At 62.9% G+C, this 20297-nt stretch carries 18 protein-coding genes and 5 tRNA genes; 8 read left to right on the forward strand and 15 right to left on the reverse strand.

Translation table 11 applies throughout. From position 1 onward, the window contains the following. Positions 1-77: 77 nt before the first annotated feature. Both lplT and thiD read left to right on the forward strand, forming a co-directional pair. Positions 78-1385, forward strand: coding sequence for a lysophospholipid transporter LplT (gene lplT, locus GNZ12_RS28995; protein ID WP_172315595.1), 1308 nt, complete (start codon positions 78-80; stop codon positions 1383-1385). Positions 1386-1440: 55 nt separating this feature from the next. Beyond that, positions 1441-2247 (forward strand): bifunctional hydroxymethylpyrimidine kinase/phosphomethylpyrimidine kinase, encoded by an 807-nt coding sequence (gene thiD, locus GNZ12_RS29000; protein ID WP_172315596.1) that lies wholly within the window; start codon positions 1441-1443, stop codon positions 2245-2247. Here thiD and GNZ12_RS29005 read toward each other — a convergent pair. The 4 genes from GNZ12_RS29005 to tsaB are packed head-to-tail and all read right to left on the reverse strand — an operon-like array spanning position 2232 to position 5758. Continuing rightward, positions 2232-3287: a DUF1853 family protein gene (locus tag GNZ12_RS29005; RefSeq protein ID WP_172315597.1), complete on the reverse strand. Its 1056-nt coding sequence runs from the start codon at positions 3285-3287 to the stop codon at positions 2232-2234. The genes thiD and GNZ12_RS29005 overlap by 16 nt on opposite strands. Further along, positions 3284-4456, reverse strand: coding sequence for a uracil-DNA glycosylase (locus GNZ12_RS29010; RefSeq protein ID WP_172315598.1), 1173 nt, complete (start codon positions 4454-4456; stop codon positions 3284-3286). The genes GNZ12_RS29005 and GNZ12_RS29010 overlap by 4 nt, the downstream gene beginning before the upstream one ends. Then, positions 4443-4937, reverse strand: coding sequence for a ribosomal protein S18-alanine N-acetyltransferase (gene rimI, locus GNZ12_RS29015; RefSeq protein WP_172315599.1), 495 nt, complete (start codon positions 4935-4937; stop codon positions 4443-4445). The genes GNZ12_RS29010 and rimI overlap by 14 nt, the downstream gene beginning before the upstream one ends. Then, on the reverse strand, positions 4934-5758 hold the full coding sequence (tsaB, locus tag GNZ12_RS29020) for a tRNA (adenosine(37)-N6)-threonylcarbamoyltransferase complex dimerization subunit type 1 TsaB (RefSeq protein ID WP_172315600.1): 825 nt from the start codon (positions 5756-5758) through the stop codon (positions 4934-4936). Before tsaB ends, rimI begins: the two co-directional genes overlap by 4 nt. A gap of 163 nt (positions 5759-5921) precedes the next feature. On the opposite strand from tsaB, the gene GNZ12_RS29025 reads away from it, so the two are divergent. The 3 genes from GNZ12_RS29025 to aceA all read left to right on the forward strand — a co-directional run bounded on the left by GNZ12_RS29025 (position 5922) and on the right by aceA (position 10150). Further along, positions 5922-6191 carry an acyl-CoA-binding protein gene (locus GNZ12_RS29025; RefSeq protein WP_172315660.1) on the forward strand — a complete coding sequence of 90 codons (270 nt, stop codon included), beginning with the start codon at positions 5922-5924 and terminating at the stop codon, positions 6189-6191. A 578-nt stretch (positions 6192-6769) separates the two neighbouring features. Continuing rightward, positions 6770-8413: a DEAD/DEAH box helicase gene (locus tag GNZ12_RS29030; RefSeq protein WP_172315601.1), complete on the forward strand. Its 1644-nt coding sequence runs from the start codon at positions 6770-6772 to the stop codon at positions 8411-8413. A 432-nt stretch (positions 8414-8845) separates the two neighbouring features. Continuing rightward, the gene (aceA, locus tag GNZ12_RS29035; RefSeq protein WP_172315602.1) at positions 8846-10150 is read left to right on the forward strand and encodes an isocitrate lyase; all 1305 of its coding nucleotides are present in this window, start codon (positions 8846-8848) and stop codon (positions 10148-10150) included. Between the two features lie 263 nt (positions 10151-10413). Here aceA and GNZ12_RS29040 read toward each other — a convergent pair whose 3' ends face one another. Both GNZ12_RS29040 and GNZ12_RS29045 read right to left on the reverse strand, forming a co-directional pair. After that, positions 10414-10848, reverse strand: a complete 435-nt coding sequence (locus GNZ12_RS29040) for a universal stress protein (protein WP_063496563.1) — start codon at positions 10846-10848, stop codon at positions 10414-10416. Positions 10849-11081: 233 nt separating this feature from the next. After that, positions 11082-11984 (reverse strand): LysR family transcriptional regulator, encoded by a 903-nt coding sequence (locus GNZ12_RS29045; protein WP_172315603.1) that lies wholly within the window; start codon positions 11982-11984, stop codon positions 11082-11084. A gap of 178 nt (positions 11985-12162) precedes the next feature. Here GNZ12_RS29045 and GNZ12_RS29050 point away from each other — a divergent pair, with 178 nt between their 5' ends. Together GNZ12_RS29050 and aceB are read left to right on the forward strand one after the other, a co-directional pair. Next, a complete protein-coding gene (locus GNZ12_RS29050) occupies positions 12163-12996 on the forward strand; it encodes a haloacid dehalogenase type II (RefSeq protein ID WP_172315604.1) in 834 nt (277 codons plus the stop codon). A gap of 83 nt (positions 12997-13079) precedes the next feature. Then, entirely contained in the window at positions 13080-14690 is a 1611-nt protein-coding gene (gene aceB / locus GNZ12_RS29055) for a malate synthase A (protein WP_172315605.1), read from the forward strand. A 257-nt stretch (positions 14691-14947) separates the two neighbouring features. Here aceB and GNZ12_RS29060 read toward each other — a convergent pair whose 3' ends face one another. Both GNZ12_RS29060 and rraA read right to left on the reverse strand, forming a co-directional pair. Beyond that, a complete protein-coding gene (locus GNZ12_RS29060) occupies positions 14948-15349 on the reverse strand; it encodes a gamma-glutamylcyclotransferase family protein (RefSeq protein ID WP_172315606.1) in 402 nt (133 codons plus the stop codon). A gap of 55 nt (positions 15350-15404) precedes the next feature. Beyond that, the gene (gene rraA / locus GNZ12_RS29065; protein WP_172315607.1) at positions 15405-15899 is read right to left on the reverse strand and encodes a ribonuclease E activity regulator RraA; all 495 of its coding nucleotides are present in this window, start codon (positions 15897-15899) and stop codon (positions 15405-15407) included. Between the two features lie 275 nt (positions 15900-16174). On the opposite strand from rraA, the gene GNZ12_RS29070 reads away from it, so the two are divergent. Beyond that, entirely contained in the window at positions 16175-17044 is an 870-nt protein-coding gene (locus tag GNZ12_RS29070; RefSeq protein ID WP_172315608.1) for an AraC family transcriptional regulator, read from the forward strand. 39 nt (positions 17045-17083) lie between these two features. Here the strand turns inward: GNZ12_RS29070 and GNZ12_RS29075 are convergent, their stop codons facing one another. The 7 genes from GNZ12_RS29075 to gltX form a co-directional block, all read right to left on the reverse strand. After that, a complete protein-coding gene (locus GNZ12_RS29075) occupies positions 17084-17548 on the reverse strand; it encodes a GNAT family N-acetyltransferase (protein ID WP_172315609.1) in 465 nt (154 codons plus the stop codon). A gap of 153 nt (positions 17549-17701) precedes the next feature. Then, positions 17702-17778 (reverse strand) — tRNA-Asp (locus GNZ12_RS29080). A 95-nt stretch (positions 17779-17873) separates the two neighbouring features. Continuing rightward, positions 17874-17949 (reverse strand) — tRNA-Glu (locus GNZ12_RS29085). Between the two features lie 61 nt (positions 17950-18010). Next, positions 18011-18087: transfer RNA gene (locus tag GNZ12_RS29090), tRNA-Asp, on the reverse strand. An 82-nt stretch (positions 18088-18169) separates the two neighbouring features. Then, positions 18170-18245: transfer RNA gene (locus GNZ12_RS29095), tRNA-Glu, on the reverse strand. A 155-nt stretch (positions 18246-18400) separates the two neighbouring features. Beyond that, a tRNA-Ala gene (locus tag GNZ12_RS29100) sits at positions 18401-18476 on the reverse strand. A gap of 122 nt (positions 18477-18598) precedes the next feature. Further along, positions 18599-20008, reverse strand: coding sequence for a glutamate--tRNA ligase (gltX, locus tag GNZ12_RS29105; protein ID WP_172315610.1), 1410 nt, complete (start codon positions 20006-20008; stop codon positions 18599-18601). Between the last annotated feature and the right edge of the window lie 289 nt (positions 20009-20297).

A 20297-nucleotide genomic window follows, 5' to 3' on the forward strand; every position in this document is an offset into this window, starting at 1 on the left:
TTTCGAACGGTATAAGCCCGGACGCCTTGCACACGGCCCGGGGCGGACAGACCGCAGCGAGGACAGCATCGCATCAGATGAAAAAAGGTTTTTACACCATCATGGCCGCGCAGTTTTTTTCGTCGCTGGCCGACAATGCGCTTCTGATCGCTGCTATTGCACTGCTGAAAGATCTTCACGCCCCGAACTGGATGACGCCGCTGCTCAAGTTGTTCTTTGTGCTGTCGTACGTTGTTCTGGCTGCCTTTGTGGGTGCATTCGCCGACTCCCGTCCAAAGGGACAGGTGATGTTCGTCACCAATACCATCAAAGTAGTCGGTTGCATCACGATGCTGGTGGGCGCGCATCCGTTACTCGCCTATGGCATCGTCGGCTTTGGCGCAGCGGCCTACTCGCCGGCCAAGTACGGCATTCTCACCGAACTGCTGCCGCCTGACCGGCTGGTCGCCGCGAACGGCTGGATCGAGGGCACTACGGTCGGTTCGATCATTCTCGGTACCGTGCTCGGCGGCGCGCTCATCAGCCCGCACATCGCCGCACCGATCCTCAGGCACCACATCCCCACGGTCAACACGCCCGCTGAAGCGGCGATGCTGGTGATCATGGCAATCTACGTGATCGCGGCGCTGTTCAATCTGCGCATTCCCGACACCGGCGCACGCTATCCGAAACAGGAGCGCGGCCCGATCAAGCTGGTCACCGATTTCGCCGACTGCTTTGTCGTGCTGTGGCGTGACAAGCTCGGCCAGATCTCGCTCGCCGTCACCACGCTTTTTTGGGGCGCCGGCGCGACGCTGCAATTCATCGTGCTGAAGTGGGCCGAGGTGTCGCTGAACATGTCGCTTTCGGAAGCCGCGATTCTACAAGCGGTGGTGGCAGTGGGCGTGGCGGCTGGCGCGATTTTCGCCGCCTCGCGCGTGCCGTTGAAGAAGTCGCTGTCGGTACTTCCGGTCGGCATCATGATGGGCATCGCCGTGATGCTGATGGCCTTCTACACACGCGACCTGTTCCCCACGCATTGGGGCATCTATTTCGGCCGTCTGCATGTGCCGGGCTATCTGATCGTTGCGTATATCTTCCTGATGATCGTCGGCGGCCTGTCGGGTTTTTTCGTCGTACCGATGAATGCGCTGCTCCAGCATCGCGGTCACGTGCTCCTGTCGGCGGGTCACTCGATCGCCGTGCAGAACTTCAACGAAAATCTCTCAGTGCTCATCATGCTGTGCCTGTATGCCGTGCTGGTGTGGCTCGATGTGCCGGTCGCGGCGGTGATCGTGCTATTCGGCACCTTCGTCTGCCTGATGATGTGGTTGGTGATGCGGCGCCACCAGGCAAATCAGCGCGCGTTCGACTCGGTCGCGCTGATCGGCGAGGTCAAGCATTGACCCGCGACGGGCGGTGCACTGACTGCCCACGCCTTTCCCCTTTCCTCGCTTTGCCATGACTCAACCCATTCCCAATGTGCTGACGATCGCCGGTTCCGATTCCGGCGGCGGCGCCGGCATTCAGGCCGATCTGAAGGCTTTCTCGGCGCTCGGCGCTTATGGCGCGAGCGTGATCACGGCGCTCACCGCGCAGAACACGCGCGGCGTCACTGCGATTCATGCGCCGGAACCCGCCTTCATAACCGCGCAACTCGATGCGGTGTTCGACGACATCCGTATCGACGCCGTGAAGATCGGCATGCTGGCGAATGCGTCGATCGCACGCGCGGTCGCCGATGCGCTGCGGCGGTACAAGCCGAAGCACATCGTGCTCGACACGGTGATGATTTCGAAGAGCAATCACGCCCTGCTGCTGCCGGATGCGGTTGCTGCCGTGCGTGACGAGTTGCTGTCGCTGGCCGATCTGTTGACGCCGAATCTGCCGGAAGCGGCGGCCTTGCTAGGCGTGCAGGCTGCCACCGATGAAGCCGGCATGGTCGAACAAGGCGAAGCGCTGCGTGCGCTTGGCGCGCGGGCGGTACTGATGAAAGGTGGCCATTTGAGCGCGGCGGACAGCCCCGACTGGCTGGTACAGGACAGCGGCACCCTGCGCCTGGGCGGCCCGCGCGTACCGGTGAAGCATACCCATGGGACGGGCTGCACGCTGTCGTCGGCGATTGCGGCGCTGATTCCGCAGCGCAACGATCTGGCGAGCGCCGTCGCCGACGCCAAGCTGTATCTGACCGGTGCGTTGCAAGCGAGCGATCGGCTGGACGTTGGCAGCGGCGTCGGGCCGGTGCATCATTTTTACCGGTGGTGGTGAGGGGCTGAGACAGGGGCGCGCCGCGCGTAGATCTGCGCCTGTTCCGGCCAATCGTCCGGCACGATGAAGCCGCGCGAAAGTTCTGCAAAATTACCCACGCCGTCACTGGCGAACGCCGCGACCATCGTTGGTCCATGCTGAGGTGCGGTTTGTTCAGCAAGCATCTGCTGATCGACGAAAGCAAACCCCGCGGCCTGGGCTTCACCCTTCTTATGCCGCCTCGGCGCAAGCCATTCTAGCCGGGGTAGCACGCGCCACATGTGCGCATGCGCCGCGGCAAAGTCCGGCCACTCGCTGCGGGTCACCCACCAGCCACGTCCATGCGACGGATCGAGCTCGACAGGATCCGCAGGCATCGCGCCAGCGCGATAGAACAACCAGCCTTTGATAAACATCTGCGGCGTCCACGGCCCTGCATAGCCGACCGATGCGAACTCCTCGCGCGCGCTCAACGGCAGTTGATGATTCAGCACATGCGCGAGCTTCAGATCGAAGCGGTCTTTCAGATTCGGGCCGACGTAATCCGCTAACCGCGCCACCGGCTGCGTGGCAGACTGCGCGCCGCTTTCGCCCGCATGCAGATAGCACTTCACCGCCAGTTCCCAATGCAGGCGCTCGCCCTGCTGTGTCTGCACGAGAAAATCGCATTCACCGAGCGTCACGCCCGCGCGCCGCAAGGGCACGCCGGCCGCGACCAGCCGCGCCGCCGGTCCATGTTGCAAGAACCATCCGAGCAGCCGTTCGGCGTAGCGGCCAAGACGCGTGATACGCGTCGCAGTGAGATCGCGGTGCAAGTCAGCCGGATCGGCGTCCAGCGCGCGTAACCAGTCGACGGTTGCATCGGCTTCCTGCTGCGAATCGAAAGGACTGGCGAGCACGCCCACAGGTGGTTGCGCGCGCAACAAATTGGCGCTCAGCAGCACCCATGCGAGATCACGCACGGCCGGTTCACGCAATGTGTCGAGCAGCGTCTCGAGGGCCGCGGTGGATGTGCCGGGCGCAGCGGCGAGGCGCGCCGCCGGCCCGCTTGCGTCGCTCACTTTGCGGCGTTGGACGGCACGCCGCCCGCCGCGAGCCACGTATCGCGTGCGAGACACAGGTCCGCCCAGGCCTTCGCCTTGTCCGACAGGCTGCGCAGCAGATACGCCGGGTGATAGGTGACGATGACCGGTACCCCTTCGTATTCATGCACGCGGCCGCGCAGCGACGAAATGCTCGCGTCGGTCTCGAGCAGGCTTTGCGCGGCGAAGCGGCCCAGCGCGACGATCAGCTTCGGCTTGACCAGCGCGACCTGCCGTTGCAGATAAGGCTCGCAACGCGCGACTTCGTCCGGTTCAGGATTGCGGTTGCCTGGCGGGCGGCACTTGATCACGTTGGCGATATAGACGTTGGTGTCGCGCGCGAGCGTCAGCGAGCGCAGCATATTGTCGAGCAGCTTACCGGCTTGGCCGACGAATGGCTCGCCCAGGCGGTCTTCGTTCTCGCCCGGTGCTTCGCCGATCAGCATCCAGTCGGCGTTGCGATCGCCGACGCCGAATACCGTGTTCGTGCGTTTTTCGCACAGGCGGCAGCGTTCGCAGGCGGCGACTCGCTCGCTCAACGCGTCCCAGTCGAGGGTCTGGATCGAGGGCGGCTCGGGTGCCTCGCCACGCGCTTCGGTGCCGGGGTGCGAAGGCAGATCGTCGAACCAGGCGAAATCGTCGTCCGGCGGCATTTCAACCGCCGGCGGCTCAGGTGTTCGCGACTGCTGGGAAACCGTGCGCGTTTCAACCGGCACTTGCATTCGTCCTTGCTGCCCCTGCTGTTCCGCTGGCGGCACACGCCGGTCGCCCTGCTCACGCTCCTGCATGGCCCGCGACGAATCGCTCGCGCGCGCCGGGGACTCGCGATCGAACCGGTCACGCGCTTCAGTCTGCGGCGCCTGATCCGCGCGAACCGGCGCGCGTGACTCACCTTGGGCTGGCGCGGAATCGGCTTGCTGAGCTTCGCTGGCGCGCATCGCAGGCCGGCGAGCGTCCTGAGCCAGCGCGGACGGCGACGGCTCACGCACCGCCACACGCGGATCGTCGGGACGCGCCTCCTGATTCGCTAACGCGCCAGCGCCCTGCCCGGCCGCGGCTTCGCCTGCCGGCTCCTGCGCGGCCATCCCACGACGCACCCAGAGCGGCGCGAGTCCGAACTCTTCCAATACCGATTCATGCAGCGCCATCTGCGCCCTCCGTGGCAAACGAGAAACGCATCACGATGGCGTCCTCCCGGCTGCGATGCCGCGCCGGATAATAGTTTTTGCGCCGGCCAATCGACGCAAAGCCGAAACGCTCGTAAAGCCGGATAGCCCGATGATTCGACGGCCGCACTTCGAGCAGCAGGCCTTCGAGTTTTTCGGTGCGCGTAATGCGCACCGCTTCGCGCAGCAGCGCGAGCCCGGCACCGGCGCCTTGCGCGGCGGGCGTCACGCACAAATTGAGCAGATGCATTTCATCGACCACCGGCATCAGCACGCAATAACCAATCAACGTGCCGGTGACGTGCCGCATGCAGATGCCGAAATAGCCGTTGCGCAGCGAGTCGCCGAAATTGCCGCGGCTCCAGGGGAATTCGTAGGCGATCTTTTCGATGGCCGCGACCTCGTCCAGATCGGCTTCGGTCATCGGCGACATGTAACGGTCCGCCAGCAACACCCCGCTCATTGCCGGCCCTCACCTTGATCCACGTCGTGCGCCAGCCTGGCGGCAGCTTGCTCGGCCTTGGCGGCTTTTTCGGCTTTCTCGGCGACCCGCTCCGCCGTGGTCTGCGCAACCTTGTCGCGAATGTATTCCGGCGCCGCCTGATCGGCGGGCACGGTGCGGCCGGCGCGAAACGCGCGCAGCGCCGCGTGCGCGAGCGGCACCGCATGCGGCAGCGCTTCGCCGTCGACGGTTCGCGCGGCCGCGACGGCGGGCAGCCGCGCGCCGAAAGCGGCAGCCGCATTGCCGGCCAGGGTGAAGGGGACGTCGGGCAAAACGAGCCGTTCCGGCGCGTCGAGCGAAGCCGGCTGAAGCGTGCGCCATTCGCCCACGGCTGCGTCCCATGCGTAGTCGGCCCAATAGATCTCGTCCATCCGGGCGTCAAGCGCGGCAAGCACGCGGGTCGCCGACGGATCGCGCAGCCGTGCGCTTTCCGCGCAGGCCAGCAGCGTGCTGACCGGCACGACCGGCAGGTCCAGGCCGAACGCGAGGCCTTGAGCGACGCCCGTCGCGGTGCGAAGACCTGTAAACGAACCGGGACCGGAGCCGAAGGCGATGGCGTGGCAATCCGCCAGGGTCAGGCCGGCTTCGTCGAACAGTTCGCGAATGGCGGGCAACAGGCGCGTGCTGGAGACTGCGCCGGTTTGCTCGTGGCGCACCCAGATCCGGGGTTCGGCGAGGCCTGGGTTCGCTGTCTGGCTCGCCGCGCCGCCGACGGCGGACAGGAGCGCTACCGAGCAGAATTCGGTCGAGGTATCGAGGGCAAGGAGCACAGTTTGAGTCATGGACCGTATTGTAATCGGCACGGCGCGTGCGGATGCGGTTTTGGGTTTGCCCTCTGCGCGGGAATGAATGTTTGGAATAAGCCCTCGGCACTCGCGGCAGCATGCAGTTGTTATGATCATCAGCCCAGCCAGAACCAACCCCGCCAGCCGGGCAAAAACCACCATGACAGACATCAACGCGCAATTCGTCCAGGCCCAGGAAGATGCAAAGCAACTGCCGGAGCGCCCGGGCAACCTTACCCTGCTGCGCCTCTACGCCCTCTACAAGCAGGCCATCGACGGCGACGTCCACGGCGACAAACCCGGCTTCACCGATATCGTCGGCAAATACAAGTACGATGCGTGGGCCGCACTCAAAGGCACCGCTCAAGACGCCGCGAAGCTGCAATACGTTGAACTGATCGAAGCCCTCAAGAGCGGCGCCGCTGCCTGAATCTGACCCCGTAGCGACATTCGTCGTCGGAACGGCAGGCCGCAGCCGCCCCGGAATGACCACCGGCAACGCAGATCGCTTAGGTGGTCCCTAAGCCTGCCTGCGGGCACGCCCCTTTAGGCAGCCCAGTGGGCAGGTCCTTGGGCAGACCCAGCGGGCAGGCACCTTAAGCCCACTCGGGCAGCCAAACGGAAGTTTTCCAGTAGGAAACGTCTTAACGGTGGCGCAGTGCAACAAAACCCTATACAATGCTGCCTGCGCTTCACTGCTTTGCCCGGCTTTTCTCTAGCGGCCTTTGCGGCGCAGCGCCTCGTAGCGTTTAGCTCCAATCCAGTTTAGAACCTGTCCCCTCCTGCCTAGCCCCCTACGGGCGATCATGTCCCAGGCTGGCGGCACGCCGTGTTGGCATGTCGCATCCGATACAGCTTCTAACGAAAAGCTCGCCTTTATTGTCGCGAGCTGCCCCCGTTTTTCGATTTGCTCGCTGCTTCTTTGCTCGCTGAATCCGACGACTTGGGTATGCCGATTGGCGCCGACGTTTTAATTCCGTGTGTACCAAGGATTTACCAAGGATTCTCATGACTTCGAGCAATACCCCCAGCAGCCCGTTGAACGCCATCGCCGATCAAGCCCTCGGTCTCGCCGACGCACCCGCACAAGCCGCAGCTGTTGCTGCCGCTCCGGAAGCTGTCGCCGCAGAAGCCGCAGCAGCGCCGACCGGCCCGTCGTTCGCGTCGCTCGGTCTGTCCGCGGATGTCGTCTCCGCCCTGACCGCCGCTGGTTATCAAAACCCGACTCCGGTTCAGCAACGCGCAATCCCGGCTGGCATCGCCGGCCGCGATCTGATGGTGTCGAGCCCGACCGGTTCGGGCAAGACAGCCGCGTTCATGCTGCCCGCTATCGAACGTTTCTCACAACTGCAAAAAGCACAAGCCAGCCAGCCGCGTGAGCCGCGTCCGGCTGACGGTGCCCGCACGCGCCGTCCGCAACCGGTTGCCCGTCCGACCATGCTGGTTCTGACGCCGACCCGCGAACTCGCGATGCAGGTCACCACCGCCGCTGCCACGTATGGCAAGCACCTCAAGCGTCTGCGCACCGTCAGCATTCTGGGCGGCGTCGCTTATGGTCAACAATTGATGCTGCTGGCAAAGAACCCGGAAATCCTGGTTGCTACGCCGGGCCGTTTGATCGACCACCTGGAACGCGGCCGTATCGATCTGTCGCAACTGCAGATCCTCGTGCTCGACGAAGCTGACCGCATGCTCGACATGGGCTTCATCGAAGACATCGAAACGATCGTCGCCGCTACGCCGGCAACGCGTCAAACGATGCTGTTCTCGGCCACGCTCGACGGCAAGATCGGTTCGCTGACCGGCCGTCTGCTGAAGGATCCGGAACGGATCGAGATCGTTCAACGCCTCGAACAACGTACCAACATCGCGCAAACCGTCCACTATGTTGACGACCGCGATCACAAGGATCGTCTGCTCGACCACCTGCTGCGTGACGAGGGCCTCGACCAGGCTATCGTCTTCACGGCAACCAAGATGGACGCTGACCAACTGGCTGGCCGTCTGGCCGACGCCGGTTTCGAATCGGCAGCTCTGCACGGCGATCTGCCGCAAGGCGCACGTAACCGCACCATCAAGGCCCTGCGCGAGCGCCGTGTGCGCGTGCTGGTCGCCACGGACGTCGCCGCTCGCGGTATCGACATCCCGGGCATCACGCACGTGTTCAACTACGATCTGCCGAAGTTCGCTGAAGACTACGTGCACCGTATCGGCCGTACCGGCCGTGCTGGCCGCTCGGGTATCGCAGTGAGCCTCGTGCACCACGCTGAACAAGGTGCGCTGAAGCGTATCGAGCGCTTCGTGCGCACCCCCCTGCCGGTCAACGTCGTCGCAGGCTTCGAGCCGCGCAAGTCGGCTCCGTCGGGCGGTGGCCGTCCTGGCTTTGGCGGCCGCGGCCGTCCGGGCGGTGGCAATGGCGGCGGTGGCCGTCGCTTCGGTAGCGGCAGCGGTGCTGGCAAGCCGGCCGGTAACGGCGGCGGCGCTCGCAGCGGCAATGGCGGCGGCTGGGCCGGCAAGTCGGCTGGCGGCGGTTCGCGTGAAGGTGGCTTCGGCGGTGGTTCGCGTGAAGGCGGCTTTGGCGGCGGTTCGCGTGACGGCGGCTACGGCGCACGCCGCAGCGACGGCCCGCGTACGGCGCGTCGCGGCAGCTAAGCAGCGACTCAGCAGTCATCAGGCAAACGCTATTTACGTGGCTCGTTCAGTACGTAAGGCAGCCTGAAAAGACCCAGACGGCCCTGCGCCGTTCGTCAGTCGAAAGAAACCGGTGCTCAGGCACCGGTTTTTTTTCGTCCGTACTTCGGTCGTCGCCCGAATTTCACGATGTGAAAAATTTTTTTGCCTCGTAAAAAATCGTGCTGCACGGCACAAGATACCCTATTGCAAGATGGAAAAAGACGTTTCTTAATGCGGAACTATCAGCATAAACAATTGATTTTAAACATAAATTAATATTCCAAAAACGCTTCGTCGTGACTATTGTGCCGCCGTCCACTTGCCTAGACTCTTATACAAGACTTCACGACACGAAACGCCTAAAAGGGCCAGCCGCTTCGACGAAGATTACAGGCAACCAAGGAGCACACCATGTCGCGCGAACAACAAGCCAAGCAACTCCAGCAACAATGGGAAACCGATCCGCGTTGGAAGGGCGTGAAGCGTACGTACACCGCTGAAGACGTGATCCGTCTGCGCGGCTCGCTGCAAGTGGAGCACACGCTTGCCAAGCGCGGCGCGGAAAAGCTGTGGGAAAGCGTGAACAACGAGCCGTTCGTCAACTCGCTCGGCGCGCTGACCGGCAACCAGGCGATGCAACAGGTGAAGGCCGGCCTGAAGGCGATCTACCTGTCGGGCTGGCAAGTGGCGGGCGATGCGAACGTGGCCGGCGAAATGTATCCGGACCAGTCGCTGTACCCGGCGAACTCGGTGCCGCTGGTGGTGAAGCGCATCAACAACACGCTGACGCGCGCTGACCAGATCCAGTGGTCGGAAGGCAAGAATCCGGGCGACGAAGGTTATATCGACTACTTCGCACCGATCGTGGCCGACGCGGAAGCCGGTTTCGGCGGCGTGCTGAACGCGTTCGAACTGATGAAGGCGATGATCGAAGCGGGCGCTGCAGGCGTGCACTTCGAAGACCAGCTCGCTTCGGTGAAGAAGTGCGGCCACATGGGCGGCAAGGTGCTCGTTCCGACCCGCGAAAACATCGCCAAGCTGACCGCCGCGCGTCTGGCTGCCGACGTCTCCGGCGCGCCGACCGTGCTGCTGGCTCGCACCGACGCTGAAGCCGCCGACCTGATCACCTCGGACGTGGATGACAACGACAAGCCGTTCCTGACGGGCGAACGCACGGTGGAAGGTTTCTACCGTACGAAGCCGGGTCTGGAGCAAGCGATCTCGCGTGGCCTCGCCTACGCGCCGTACGCCGACATGATCTGGTGCGAAACCGGCAAGCCGGACCTCGAGTTCGCGAAGAAATTCGCCGACGCGATCCATAGGGAATTCCCGGACCAGCTGCTGTCGTACAACTGCTCGCCGTCGTTCAACTGGAAGAAGAACCTGGACGACGCAACCATCGCCAAGTTCCAGCGCGAACTCGGCGCAATGGGCTACAAGTTCCAGTTCATCACGCTGGCTGGCTTCCACGCGCTGAACTACTCGATGTTCAACCTGGCGTACGGCTATGCCCGCAACCAGATGACCGCCTTCGTCGAAATGCAGCAGGCTGAATTTGCTGCGGCCGAAAAGGGCTTCACCGCGGTCAAGCACCAGCGCGAAGTCGGCACCGGCTACTTCGACGCCGTGACGCAAACGGTCGAGCGCGACGCATCGACGACCGCGCTGCACGGTTCGACGGAAGACGAACAGTTCTTCGACAAGAAGGTCGCTTAAGTACGCCGTGGTCTGATCGCGAGAACGGCAAGGCAGACAAAAAAGCGGCTCCGTTAGAGGGCCGCTGTCAGGGAGGAGCAGCCATCAGGGCTGAAGTACGCCGGTCTGCCCTGATGGCTGGAATCTGGGAGAGATGGCAGCAGTGCAGACAAAGCCAGCACAACGTATTGTGCGGCGAGAATAGGACGCGCCGGCTTCATCGTCGGCGCGTTTTTTTTTTGCTATGCCGTACCTGCCCTTGATGGGAATCGTGGGCGTGCGCCTCAGCGGTACACGATCACCGGAATCTTCGTATGCGTTAGGACCCGCTGCGTCTCACTGCCGATCAGCAAACTGCCGAGACCGCGCCGCCCATGCGACGCCATGAAAATCACGTCGCAGCCACCCTGCTCGGCCGCTTCGATGATGCCGAGGTACGGCGCCGGATGCACGCTGGTGCGACTGTCGAACGCGACACCGACACGGCGCGCGGCCAGTTCCACTTCTCTCAGGTGCACGTGCGCTTCACGCTCGCTGCGCTGCAGAAACTCGACCGGCGGCTCGATCACCACGTCGGAGAACGGCGAGTACGGATATTGCGGCAAACACGCGTAAGCGGTGACGCGAGCGCCGACGGCCTGCGCGAGATCGATGGCGCCGTCTATCGCTTTGCGTGACAGGTCTGAACCATCGGTCGGAACCAGGATGTGCCTGAACATGATGCCCTCCGTCGCCGGCTGCGTGCAGCGCGGCGTCAGCGTCCCACGATCGGCCTAGAAGCCGCTTCAATCGATTGTAGTTCGCAGAAGTGCGCTCAAGGCCGTCGTGCGGGTCTGTCCGCATATCGGAAACCCGCTGCGTGGATCGTCGCAACGGTTGCACAAGGCGGCACAAGGGTCATCGCGCCGGGTCGCCGGACATCAGCCGCACCTCGGCCGCACCTCATCGACGCTCAGCCCCAGTAATCAGGATGGCCGTACGTATGTTTGAGAAAGTCCAGAAACAACCGAACCCGCAGCGGCAAATGCCGCCGCTGCGGAAAAACCGCATGGATACCGATCGGAGGCGCGGCGAACTCGTCGAGCACGCTGACCAGCCGGCCAGCCGCGATATCCGTGCCGACTTCCCACCACGAGCGCCATGCGAGCCCATAGCCTTCGAGGCACCACTCGTGCAGCACGGCGCCGTCCGAGCATTCCATCGTGCCGGACACCTTGATCGACACGACCTTGTCGCCCTGCTGAAACACCCAGCCGCGCTGCTGATTGGCGCTCGCGCCGAGTGCGAGGCAGTTGTGGTGCGCGAGATCGGCCAGCGAGCGCGGCGAACCTCGCCGGCTCAGATACGACGGCGAAGCCACGCACACGCGGCGGTTCTCACCGAGCTTGAGCGACACCAGCGACGAATCCGGCAGCTCGCCCAGGCGCACGGCGCAGTCGAACCCCTCGTTGACGAGGTCGACCAGCCGGTCAGACAGGTCGAGCGTAATCGAAACATCCGGATGCGCGACGGTAAAGGCCGGCACCAGCGGCGCAACATGCCGGCGCCCAAACCCGGCCGGTGCCGACAGCCGCAAATGGCCACTCGCCTTCACACCGCCCGCCGATACGCTGGCTTCGGCGTTCTGCATGTCGTGGATGACGCGCTGGCAATCTTCGAGAAACGCCGAGCCTTCGAAGGTCAGCGTGATCTTGCGCGTGGTGCGCACCAGCAATTTGACGCCGAGGCGCTCTTCGAGCGCATCGATTCGGCGGCCGATGATGGCGGGCGCGACGCCTTCGGCGAGCGCCGCGGCGGACAGGCTGCCCTTGGCCGCGACGGTAACGAAAGTCTCGATCTGTTTGAAACGGTCCATGAGCGGGCGGAGCCGCGGCACCCCGAAGGAAGTCCCCTTGGAGGGTTGCGCGGGAAAGTGGTCGGTGCGCGTCAGATTAGGTGTATGAAAGTAAAAGATCAAGTGATCTTTAGCATCTTTTTTACCGTATGGCATCAGTAATACAATTCGTCCTGACCTCTGATAGGAGTGCACGGCAATGTCGGCCACAACGACACCCTTCCCTAAAGCAGTGATTTTCGATGCATACGGCACGCTTTTCGACGTGCATTCGGTGATCGCTGCCGCAGAGCAGATGTTCCCAGGCCACGGCGACGCGCTCTCGCAGTTGTGGCGTCAAAAACAGATCGAATACACGCAGCTGCGTACGCTCGCGGCGCCGGCCAGCGCGCCCGGCGCGCAGTACCGGCCGTTCTGGGACATTACCCTCGACGCCTTGCGTTTCGCCGCGAGGAAACTGCACCTCACGCTGGACCGTGCCGCAGAGAAGCGTTTGATGGACGAATATGCCTGCCTGTCCGCTTTTCCCGATGCCGTGCCCGTGCTGCGCCAGTTGCGCGACGCGCCTTCGGCATCGTCTGCGTCTGCGAGTGGCAAACCCGGCTCACGGCCCGGTCTCGCGATCCTTTCGAACGGCAATCCGCAAATGCTCGACGTTGCCGTGAAGAGCGCCAGCATGACCGGCCTGTTCGACCATGTTCTATCCGTCGACACAGTACGCGCCTACAAACCCGCGCCCGCGGCCTACGCGCTGGGCACGCACGCCTTCAACGCCGAGCCGCGCGAGATCGTGTTCGTGTCGTCGAACGGCTGGGACGTGGCAGGCGCGAGCTGGTTCGGCTTCACCACTTTCTGGCTTAACCGGCAAAACGCACCAGCCGAAGAACTGGGCGTCACGCCGCATGGCACGGGCGGAGGCATGAACGATCTGCTCGCTTTTCTGAAGTTCCGCGCGTCGCCCGACCGCACCAGCGGCACGGGCAGCACCGGGAACCCCGGCGGCAGCCGCACGCGCCACAGCCCTGGCGCATGACCGCTACCACCGGGATCCCACGACGCAATTCAACTTCATTTCAACATTTGCACCTTTGCAATCTGACCGACCAAGGAGAAACCATGGCCAATCCGCTGTCATCGCAATCATTGTTGCCGCTGCCGCAAGGCATGGAAATCACGGCTGAGATCAAGCCGGGCTATGAAGCGATCCTCACCCGCGAAGCGCTTGAGCTCGTCGCCGCGCTGCACCGAACGTTCGAACCGCGCCGTCAGCAACTGTTGCAGGCTCGTGTGGAACGCACAAAACGGCTCGACGCCGGCGAGCGTCCCGACTTCCTCGCTGAAACGAAAAACGTGCGCGAAGGCGACTGGAAGATCGCGCCGCTGCCGCAGGACCTGCAATGCCGCCGCGTGGAAATCACCGGCCCGGTCGAGCGCAAGATGATCATCAACGCGCTGAATTCGGGCGCGGATTCGTACATGACCGACTTCGAAGATTCGAATGCGCCGAGCTGGGACAACCAGATTACCGGCCACATCAATCTCAAGGACGCGGTGCGCCGCACGATTTCGCTAGAACAGAACGGCAAGTCGTACACACTGAACGACAAGATCGCCACGCTGATCGTGCGTCCGCGCGGCTGGCATCTGGACGAAAAGCATGTGACGGTGGACGGCAAGCGCGTCTCCGGCGGCATCTTCGATTTCGCGCTCTTCATGGTTCACAACGCGAAAGAACAGGTCGCGCGCGGCACGGCGCCCTACTTCTATCTGCCGAAGATGGAGAGCCATCTGGAAGCGCGCCTGTGGAACGACATCTTCCTCGCGGCACAGGAAGCCGTCGGCGCGCCGCGCGGCACGATTCGCGCGACCGTGCTGATCGAAACGATCGTCGCCGCGTTCGAAATGGACGAGATCCTGTACGAACTGCGCGAACACAGTTCAGGCCTGAACGCCGGCCGTTGGGACTACATCTTTTCGGCAATCAAGAAGTTCAAGAGTGACCGCGACTTCTGCCTCGCCGACCGCTCGCAGATCACGATGACCTCGCCGTTCATGCGTGCCTACGCGCTGCTGTTGCTGAAAACCTGCCATCGCCGCAACGCACCGGCAATCGGCGGCATGAGCGCGCTGATCCCGATCAAGAACGATTCGGCGGCGAACGACAAGGCAATGGGCGGTGTGCGCTCCGACAAGGCGCGCGATGCGGGCGATGGTTACGACGGTGGCTGGGTCGCGCATCCGGGCCTCGTGCCGATCGCGATGGAAGAATTCGTCAAGGTGCTCGGCGACAAGCCGAACCAGATCGCCAAGCAGCGCGACGACGTGCTCGTCACCGCGGCCGACCTGATGGACTTCCGCCCGGAAGCGTCGATCACCGAAGCGGGTTTGCGCAACAACATCAACGTCGGCATTCACTACCTGGGTTCGTGGCTCGAGGGCAATGGCTGCGTGCCGATTCACAACCTGATGGAAGACGCCGCCACTGCGGAGATCTCGCGCTCGCAAGTGTGGCAATGGCTGCGCTCGCCGAAGGGTAAGCTCGAAGACGGCCGCAAAGTCACGCCCGAGCTGGTGCGCGAGTTGTCGGCGCAAGAGCTCGACAAGGTGAAGCAGGCAGTCGGCGGCGATACGAAGCCGTACGATCGCGCCGCACAAATCTTCGAGGACATGTCGACGTCGGAGCAGTTCACCGACTTCCTGACGCTGCCGCTGTACGAGGAAATCTGAGGCATCTGAACGACCTCAGGCATCAGCCTCATGGTGCAGCAATAACGACGTCGTACCAGGCCCGCTTTCACCAGCCACGCAAGATGAAAGAGCGGCCCGGGTCGCCAAGCTGACCGACCGGACGGCCCGACAGGCGCATGCCTGCCGGGCCGTTTTTTTATGTGCTCGCGGTGTGTCTGCGGTGTGCTCGTGGCGCGTTCGTCATGCTTGCCTCGGGTGCTGACGATGCGCTCGCCGTGAGCCAGCTATGCCGCCCCTCAGCGCGTGCTGCGATACTCGACCCAATCGCCCGACCGGATTTCCGGGTGGCCCTTCACCGCATTGGGCGCGACTGGATAGAAGCGGCAGTTCACGACGTTGCCGTCTACTTTCACCATCACTTCTCGCGCGAGGAATCGATCTTCGACACCGGGATACACCGCTTCGATCTCGTCGAGCACCGCAACCAGTTCATCGTCGATTTCGTAGACGTCGCCCGTCACGTCCACACCTGCTTCGTCGACCACCAGGCCCGGGTACAAGCCGAAGTCGAATAGATGGCCGCGCACCGTAGCCGTGCCAAGCAGATTCGGCGCGGCGATCTCGTTGCGCGCCGCAGCATTTCTGAGGTCGTTCACTTCACCGGCACGCAACGTGCCGTAGACAAAGACGGTCTGCATCGTTGTTCGCTCTCCTTGAGTATGGGCTTGGCTTGCCTCGGCTGTTGCCGGGGCTTCAGTTCAGCGACGCGCTCGCCACCAGCACGCCGTCGATATCCGCATAGATCCATTCGCCCGGACGTACCAGCGCGCCCGGCAATTGCACCGGCACGTCGCGCTCGCCCGTGCCGAGCTTCTGGCCACGCCGTGGGCAGGTCGCCAGCGCCGCCACGCCGACATTGACTTCATTGAGCTCCAGCGTATCGCGCACGCAGCCGTTCAGCACGATGCCCGCCCAGCCGTTCTGTTCGGCGATTTGCGCGAGGTTGCCGCCTACCAGCGCGCAACGCAGGCTGCCACCGCCATCGACCACCAGCACCCGGCCCGCGCCCTTCTCTTCGAGCGTGGCGCGCACGAGTGCGTTGTCTTCGAACACCTTTAGCGTGACCGCCTCGCCGCTGAAACACTCGGCGCGACTAAAGAGATGAAACACCGGCTCGAGCACACGCAGCGTGCCGAGCGCCAGTTGGTCCTCGTGTGCATCGCACAAGTCAGCGGTTGCAAAGCTCATGGGGGTCTCCTCGGGATCCGTGCAATCTGGACATTATGCAACGTTGACTCCGACGTAACACCTACAATGAGAGGCTCGCGGTGGGTTTGGGTCCGCGCCTGCGGGTCTGCACCTACGGGTCCGCGCCTTCGGGTCTGCGCCTCCGAGTCCGTGGTTTCGAGTCCGTGCCTTCGGATCCACGCTCTCGGGGCCCGCGCTTGAGCGCCCCGTGCTCGTGAGTTCCGTGTTCACAGGCTCCGCGTTCTTGAGCTCCATCCATTGGATCGACCTTCAACATGAATTCGTCCACTGACTCAGTCCTGGCGAGCCATGTCCACTTCGCCGACATTCCGCCCGAATTCCAGCCGACGCAAACGCACCCGATCCGCGTGCGCTCGCGGCCGATGCCTTCGGGGTGGCGTATCGCGCGACACACGCACGCGTGGGCACAGGTAGCCTATGCGTCGCGCGGCGTGCTGCGGGTGGCGACGACCGGTACGACCTGGATGGTGCCGCCATCCCGGGCGATCTGGGTACCGCCGCATGTGACACACGAAGTCGTCGCAGTCGAAGATGCATTTCTGCGCACGCTCTACATTACCGAAAGCACCGTCCCGGCCGGACTGGATACGCCGCGTGTGGTCGAAGTATCGGATCTGCTGCGCGAAGTCATCGCCGCGCTCGATACGCCAGGCATTTCAGCGACACGCGAACAACTGCTGGGCGCCCTCGCGCTAGATGAACTGACGCGTTCGGAGCCACTGCCTCTGTCCGTGCCGATGCCCAACGAGAAGCGCTTACGGGCGCTGTGCGAGGCCGTGATCGCGGACCCGACGCACGGCGATTCGCTCGAACAATGGGCATCGAGCGTGGGTGCGAGTACGCGTACGATTGCGCGGCTGTTTCGTCAGGAGTTGGGCGTGAGTTTTTCGCAATGGCGTCAGCAGGCCATTCTCGCGCGCGCGATTCCGCTGCTAAGCCAGGGGCGGCCGCTTTCACATGTCGCACAGGAGCTGGGCTATCAGAGCCAGAGTGCGTTCTCGGCGATGTTCCGGCGGGCATTCGGCGAAAGTCCCCGCGCGTTCATCGAGCGTGGCTCCGAGCATCGTGTGGCGAACGGGGATCGTGGCCATGCAGAGGCGGACGAAGAGACTGCGCAAAAGTGAAGGCGTTACGCGCAACCGTTAGCCGTTAGCCGCTACGCGTCAGACGCGCCGCGCCAGATGACGGATCGCCCCGAGTTGCGCCAGACGCGGCCCGGTCAGCTTGTACCCCTTGCGCTGATACAGCCGCGCGGCGGGATTGTCGACGAACACGCGCAACTGCAACTCGCGCAGCCCGCGCTCGCGCGCCCACTGATGCGACATATCGAGCAGATACGTGCCGGCGCCGAGCCGCCGATGCCCTTCGGCAATCTGCACGTCGCGGATATGCAGCGAATCGCCTTCTTGCGTGATGCGCAGCACGCCGATCGGCTCGCCGTCCACTTCGAGAATGAAATTCTCCGACTCGCGCCAACTGCCGAGAAACAGATCGCCACGCCAGAGCAGGTGGTGCCGGCGATAGTAGCCACCCATGTTATTGCGAGTCAGCGCCTCAGCGAACTCGAAATCGTCCATGCTGGCCTGGCGCAGATAAAACGGTGACGGAGCTTCGGTGGGGTCGAACATGGCAAGCGACGAAGATGAGTCGGGTCAACGGTAAAACAGGCCGCGCGCGCTGGCAATGGCTGTTTGTCCCGAGCATACCCGGACGATACCCAGGCAGACCCGGCTGCGGAAATAAAAAAAGCCCACTTCTTTCGAAGTGGGCTTTTTAAAATCTGGCGGAGCGGACGGGACTCGAACCCGCGACCCCCGGCGTGACAGGCCGGTATTCTAACCAACTGAACTACCGCTCCAGATTTTTGCACCATGGTTTATGAGCTTTGCTCACTCACCTACTACACCGCTCATACTGCTTACTCATTCTGCTTAATGAGCGACGCCGATGTCCTGGCGTCCCCTAGGGGATTCGAACCCCTGTACTCACCGTGAAAGGGTGATGTCCTAGGCCTCTAGACGAAGGGGACAACGTACTGCTTACACCTTTAATGAAAAAGCCCGTTCAAGTTTGTATGAACGGGCTTTGTCTGGCGGAGTGGACGGGACTCGAACCCGCGACCCCCGGCGTGACAGGCCGGTATTCTAACCAACTGAACTACCACTCCAGTTTGCCCATCATGACTTGCGAGCGTTGGTTTTTTCTCTGCAAGCTGCGTTGCTTTACTACTTCCAAGCGACGCTGATGTTTGGCGTCCCCTAGGGGATTCGAACCCCTGTACTCACCGTGAAAGGGTGATGTCCTAGGCCTCTAGACGAAGGGGACATAATCTTTTCAGATCTGTCTTTATCTTGCCGCTAACTCACGCTAACTTCTGTTTCGTCAGCAGCAAAGACGGATATTCTAACTACGTTACAACCGTTTGTGAAGTCTTTTTTGCTACAAGCTCCAGACTTCGGAACCACTTCACTCTGCTCTGATGGTGGAGGTAAGCGGGATCGAACCGCTGACCTCTTGCATGCCATGCAAGCGCTCTCCCAGCTGAGCTATACCCCCCTTGCAGAACAGAAACGAGATTCTAGAGGCCAATTTGCGCTTTGTAAATACCCTTTGAGCAATTGCATGCGACTTTTTTCGCAAGTCGCATGCAAACCCGCTCAAGGCGCGCGCGAACGCGCTCAGGCCAACGCTTTTTCGATACGGCTCACCACGACATCGCGCCCGAACAGCATCAGCACGCTGTCAATCGAGGGCGTATGCGTGGTGCCCGCCACCAGCAGACGAACCGGCATGGCCAGTTGCGGCATCTTCAGCTTGTGCGCGCCGAGCGTTGCCTTCAATGCTGCAGCGATTGCTTCCTTGGTCCACTCCGCTGTCTTGAGCGCTGCCGCCAGATCGGCAAGCGCCGGACGCACGACATCCGTGACGTGCTGCGCGAGCGCATCGGCCTCAGGCGCCGGCGCGCGATAGAACATCGCCGCGTTTTCGGCGATTTCCTTCACCGTCGACGCACGGTCCTTCAGCAAGCCAACCACCGACGCCAGATCGGCGCCTTGCGCAATGGCGGCTTCGTCGATACCCAGTTCAGCGAAGAACGGCTTTGCAAGCTCAGCGAGGCGCGCGTTGTCCGCTTCCTTGATGTAGTGCGCGTTGAGCCAGTTCAGCTTGTCGTGATCGTACTGAGCCGGCGACTTGCCCAGATGCTCCAGATCGAACCATTCGACGAACTGCTCCCGCGTGAAGATTTCCGCGTCGCCATGCGACCAGCCCAGACGCGCCAGATAGTTGACCACCGCTTCCGGCAGAAAGCCGGCGTCGCGATAACCCATCACGCTCATCGCGCCGTGACGCTTGCTCATCTTCTCGCCCTGCTCGTTCAGCACGGTCGGCAAGTGGGCATACACCGGCGGCTCGGCGCCGAGCGCACGCAGAATGTTGATCTGACGCGGCGTGTTGTTCACGTGATCGTCGCCGCGAATCACGTGCGTGATGCGCATGTCCAGATCGTCCACCACCACGCAGAAGTTGTAAGTCGGCGTGCCATCCGGGCGCGCGATCACGAGGTCGTCGAGTTCTTCGTTCGAGATCTCGATGCGGCCTTTCACGGCGTCGTCCCATGCGACCACACCGGAAAGCGGATTGCTAAAGCGCAGCACGGGCTGCACGCCGGCCGGCGGCTCCGGCAGCACCTTGCCGGGTTCCGGACGCCACGTGCCGTCATAGCGCGGCTTTTCGCCGGCCTCGCGTTGGCGTTCGCGCAGTGCGTCCAGCTCTTCCGTCGACATGTAGCACGGGTACACGAGCCCCGCGTCCTGCATCTGCTTGAGCACTTCGCGATAACGGTCCATGCGCTGCATCTGGTAGAACGGACCTTCGTCGATATCGAGGCCGAGCCATTCCATGCCTTCGAGAATGGCGTCCACGGCTTCGGTACTCGAACGCTCGACGTCGGTGTCCTCGATCCGCAGCACGAAGGTCCCTTTCATCTTGCGCGCGAACGCCCACGGATAAAGCGCAGAGCGAATGTTGCCGAGGTGGATGAAGCCGGTGGGACTCGGTGCGAAACGGGTACGGACAGAGGTGGTCATTAGCGATTACTCGGAAGACAGGCGCCGGCGCCGTGGCAGACATCGCCAGTGAAGCGCGGCAGCGGACCGCGCCCGCGTGGCAAAAAACGCCTTGCACGGACACGAAGGAAATAAATGCGAGAGCCGAATTATACCTTCCGAACCCGTGTTGCCTGCCCTCGTCCGAATGGCCAACGGCAGCACGCAAGACGCTCGCGAAGCGTGTTGCAAGGCGCCCGAGGGTTTCGTCTGCAACGTTTCATTACCGGGCCGGCGTGCGTCCGGCGCTTTGATTTATGATGTGCGCGCG

This window comes from Paraburkholderia solitsugae (assembly GCF_013177695.1).
In the GTDB taxonomy this organism is placed as follows: domain Bacteria; phylum Pseudomonadota; class Gammaproteobacteria; order Burkholderiales; family Burkholderiaceae; genus Paraburkholderia; species Paraburkholderia solitsugae.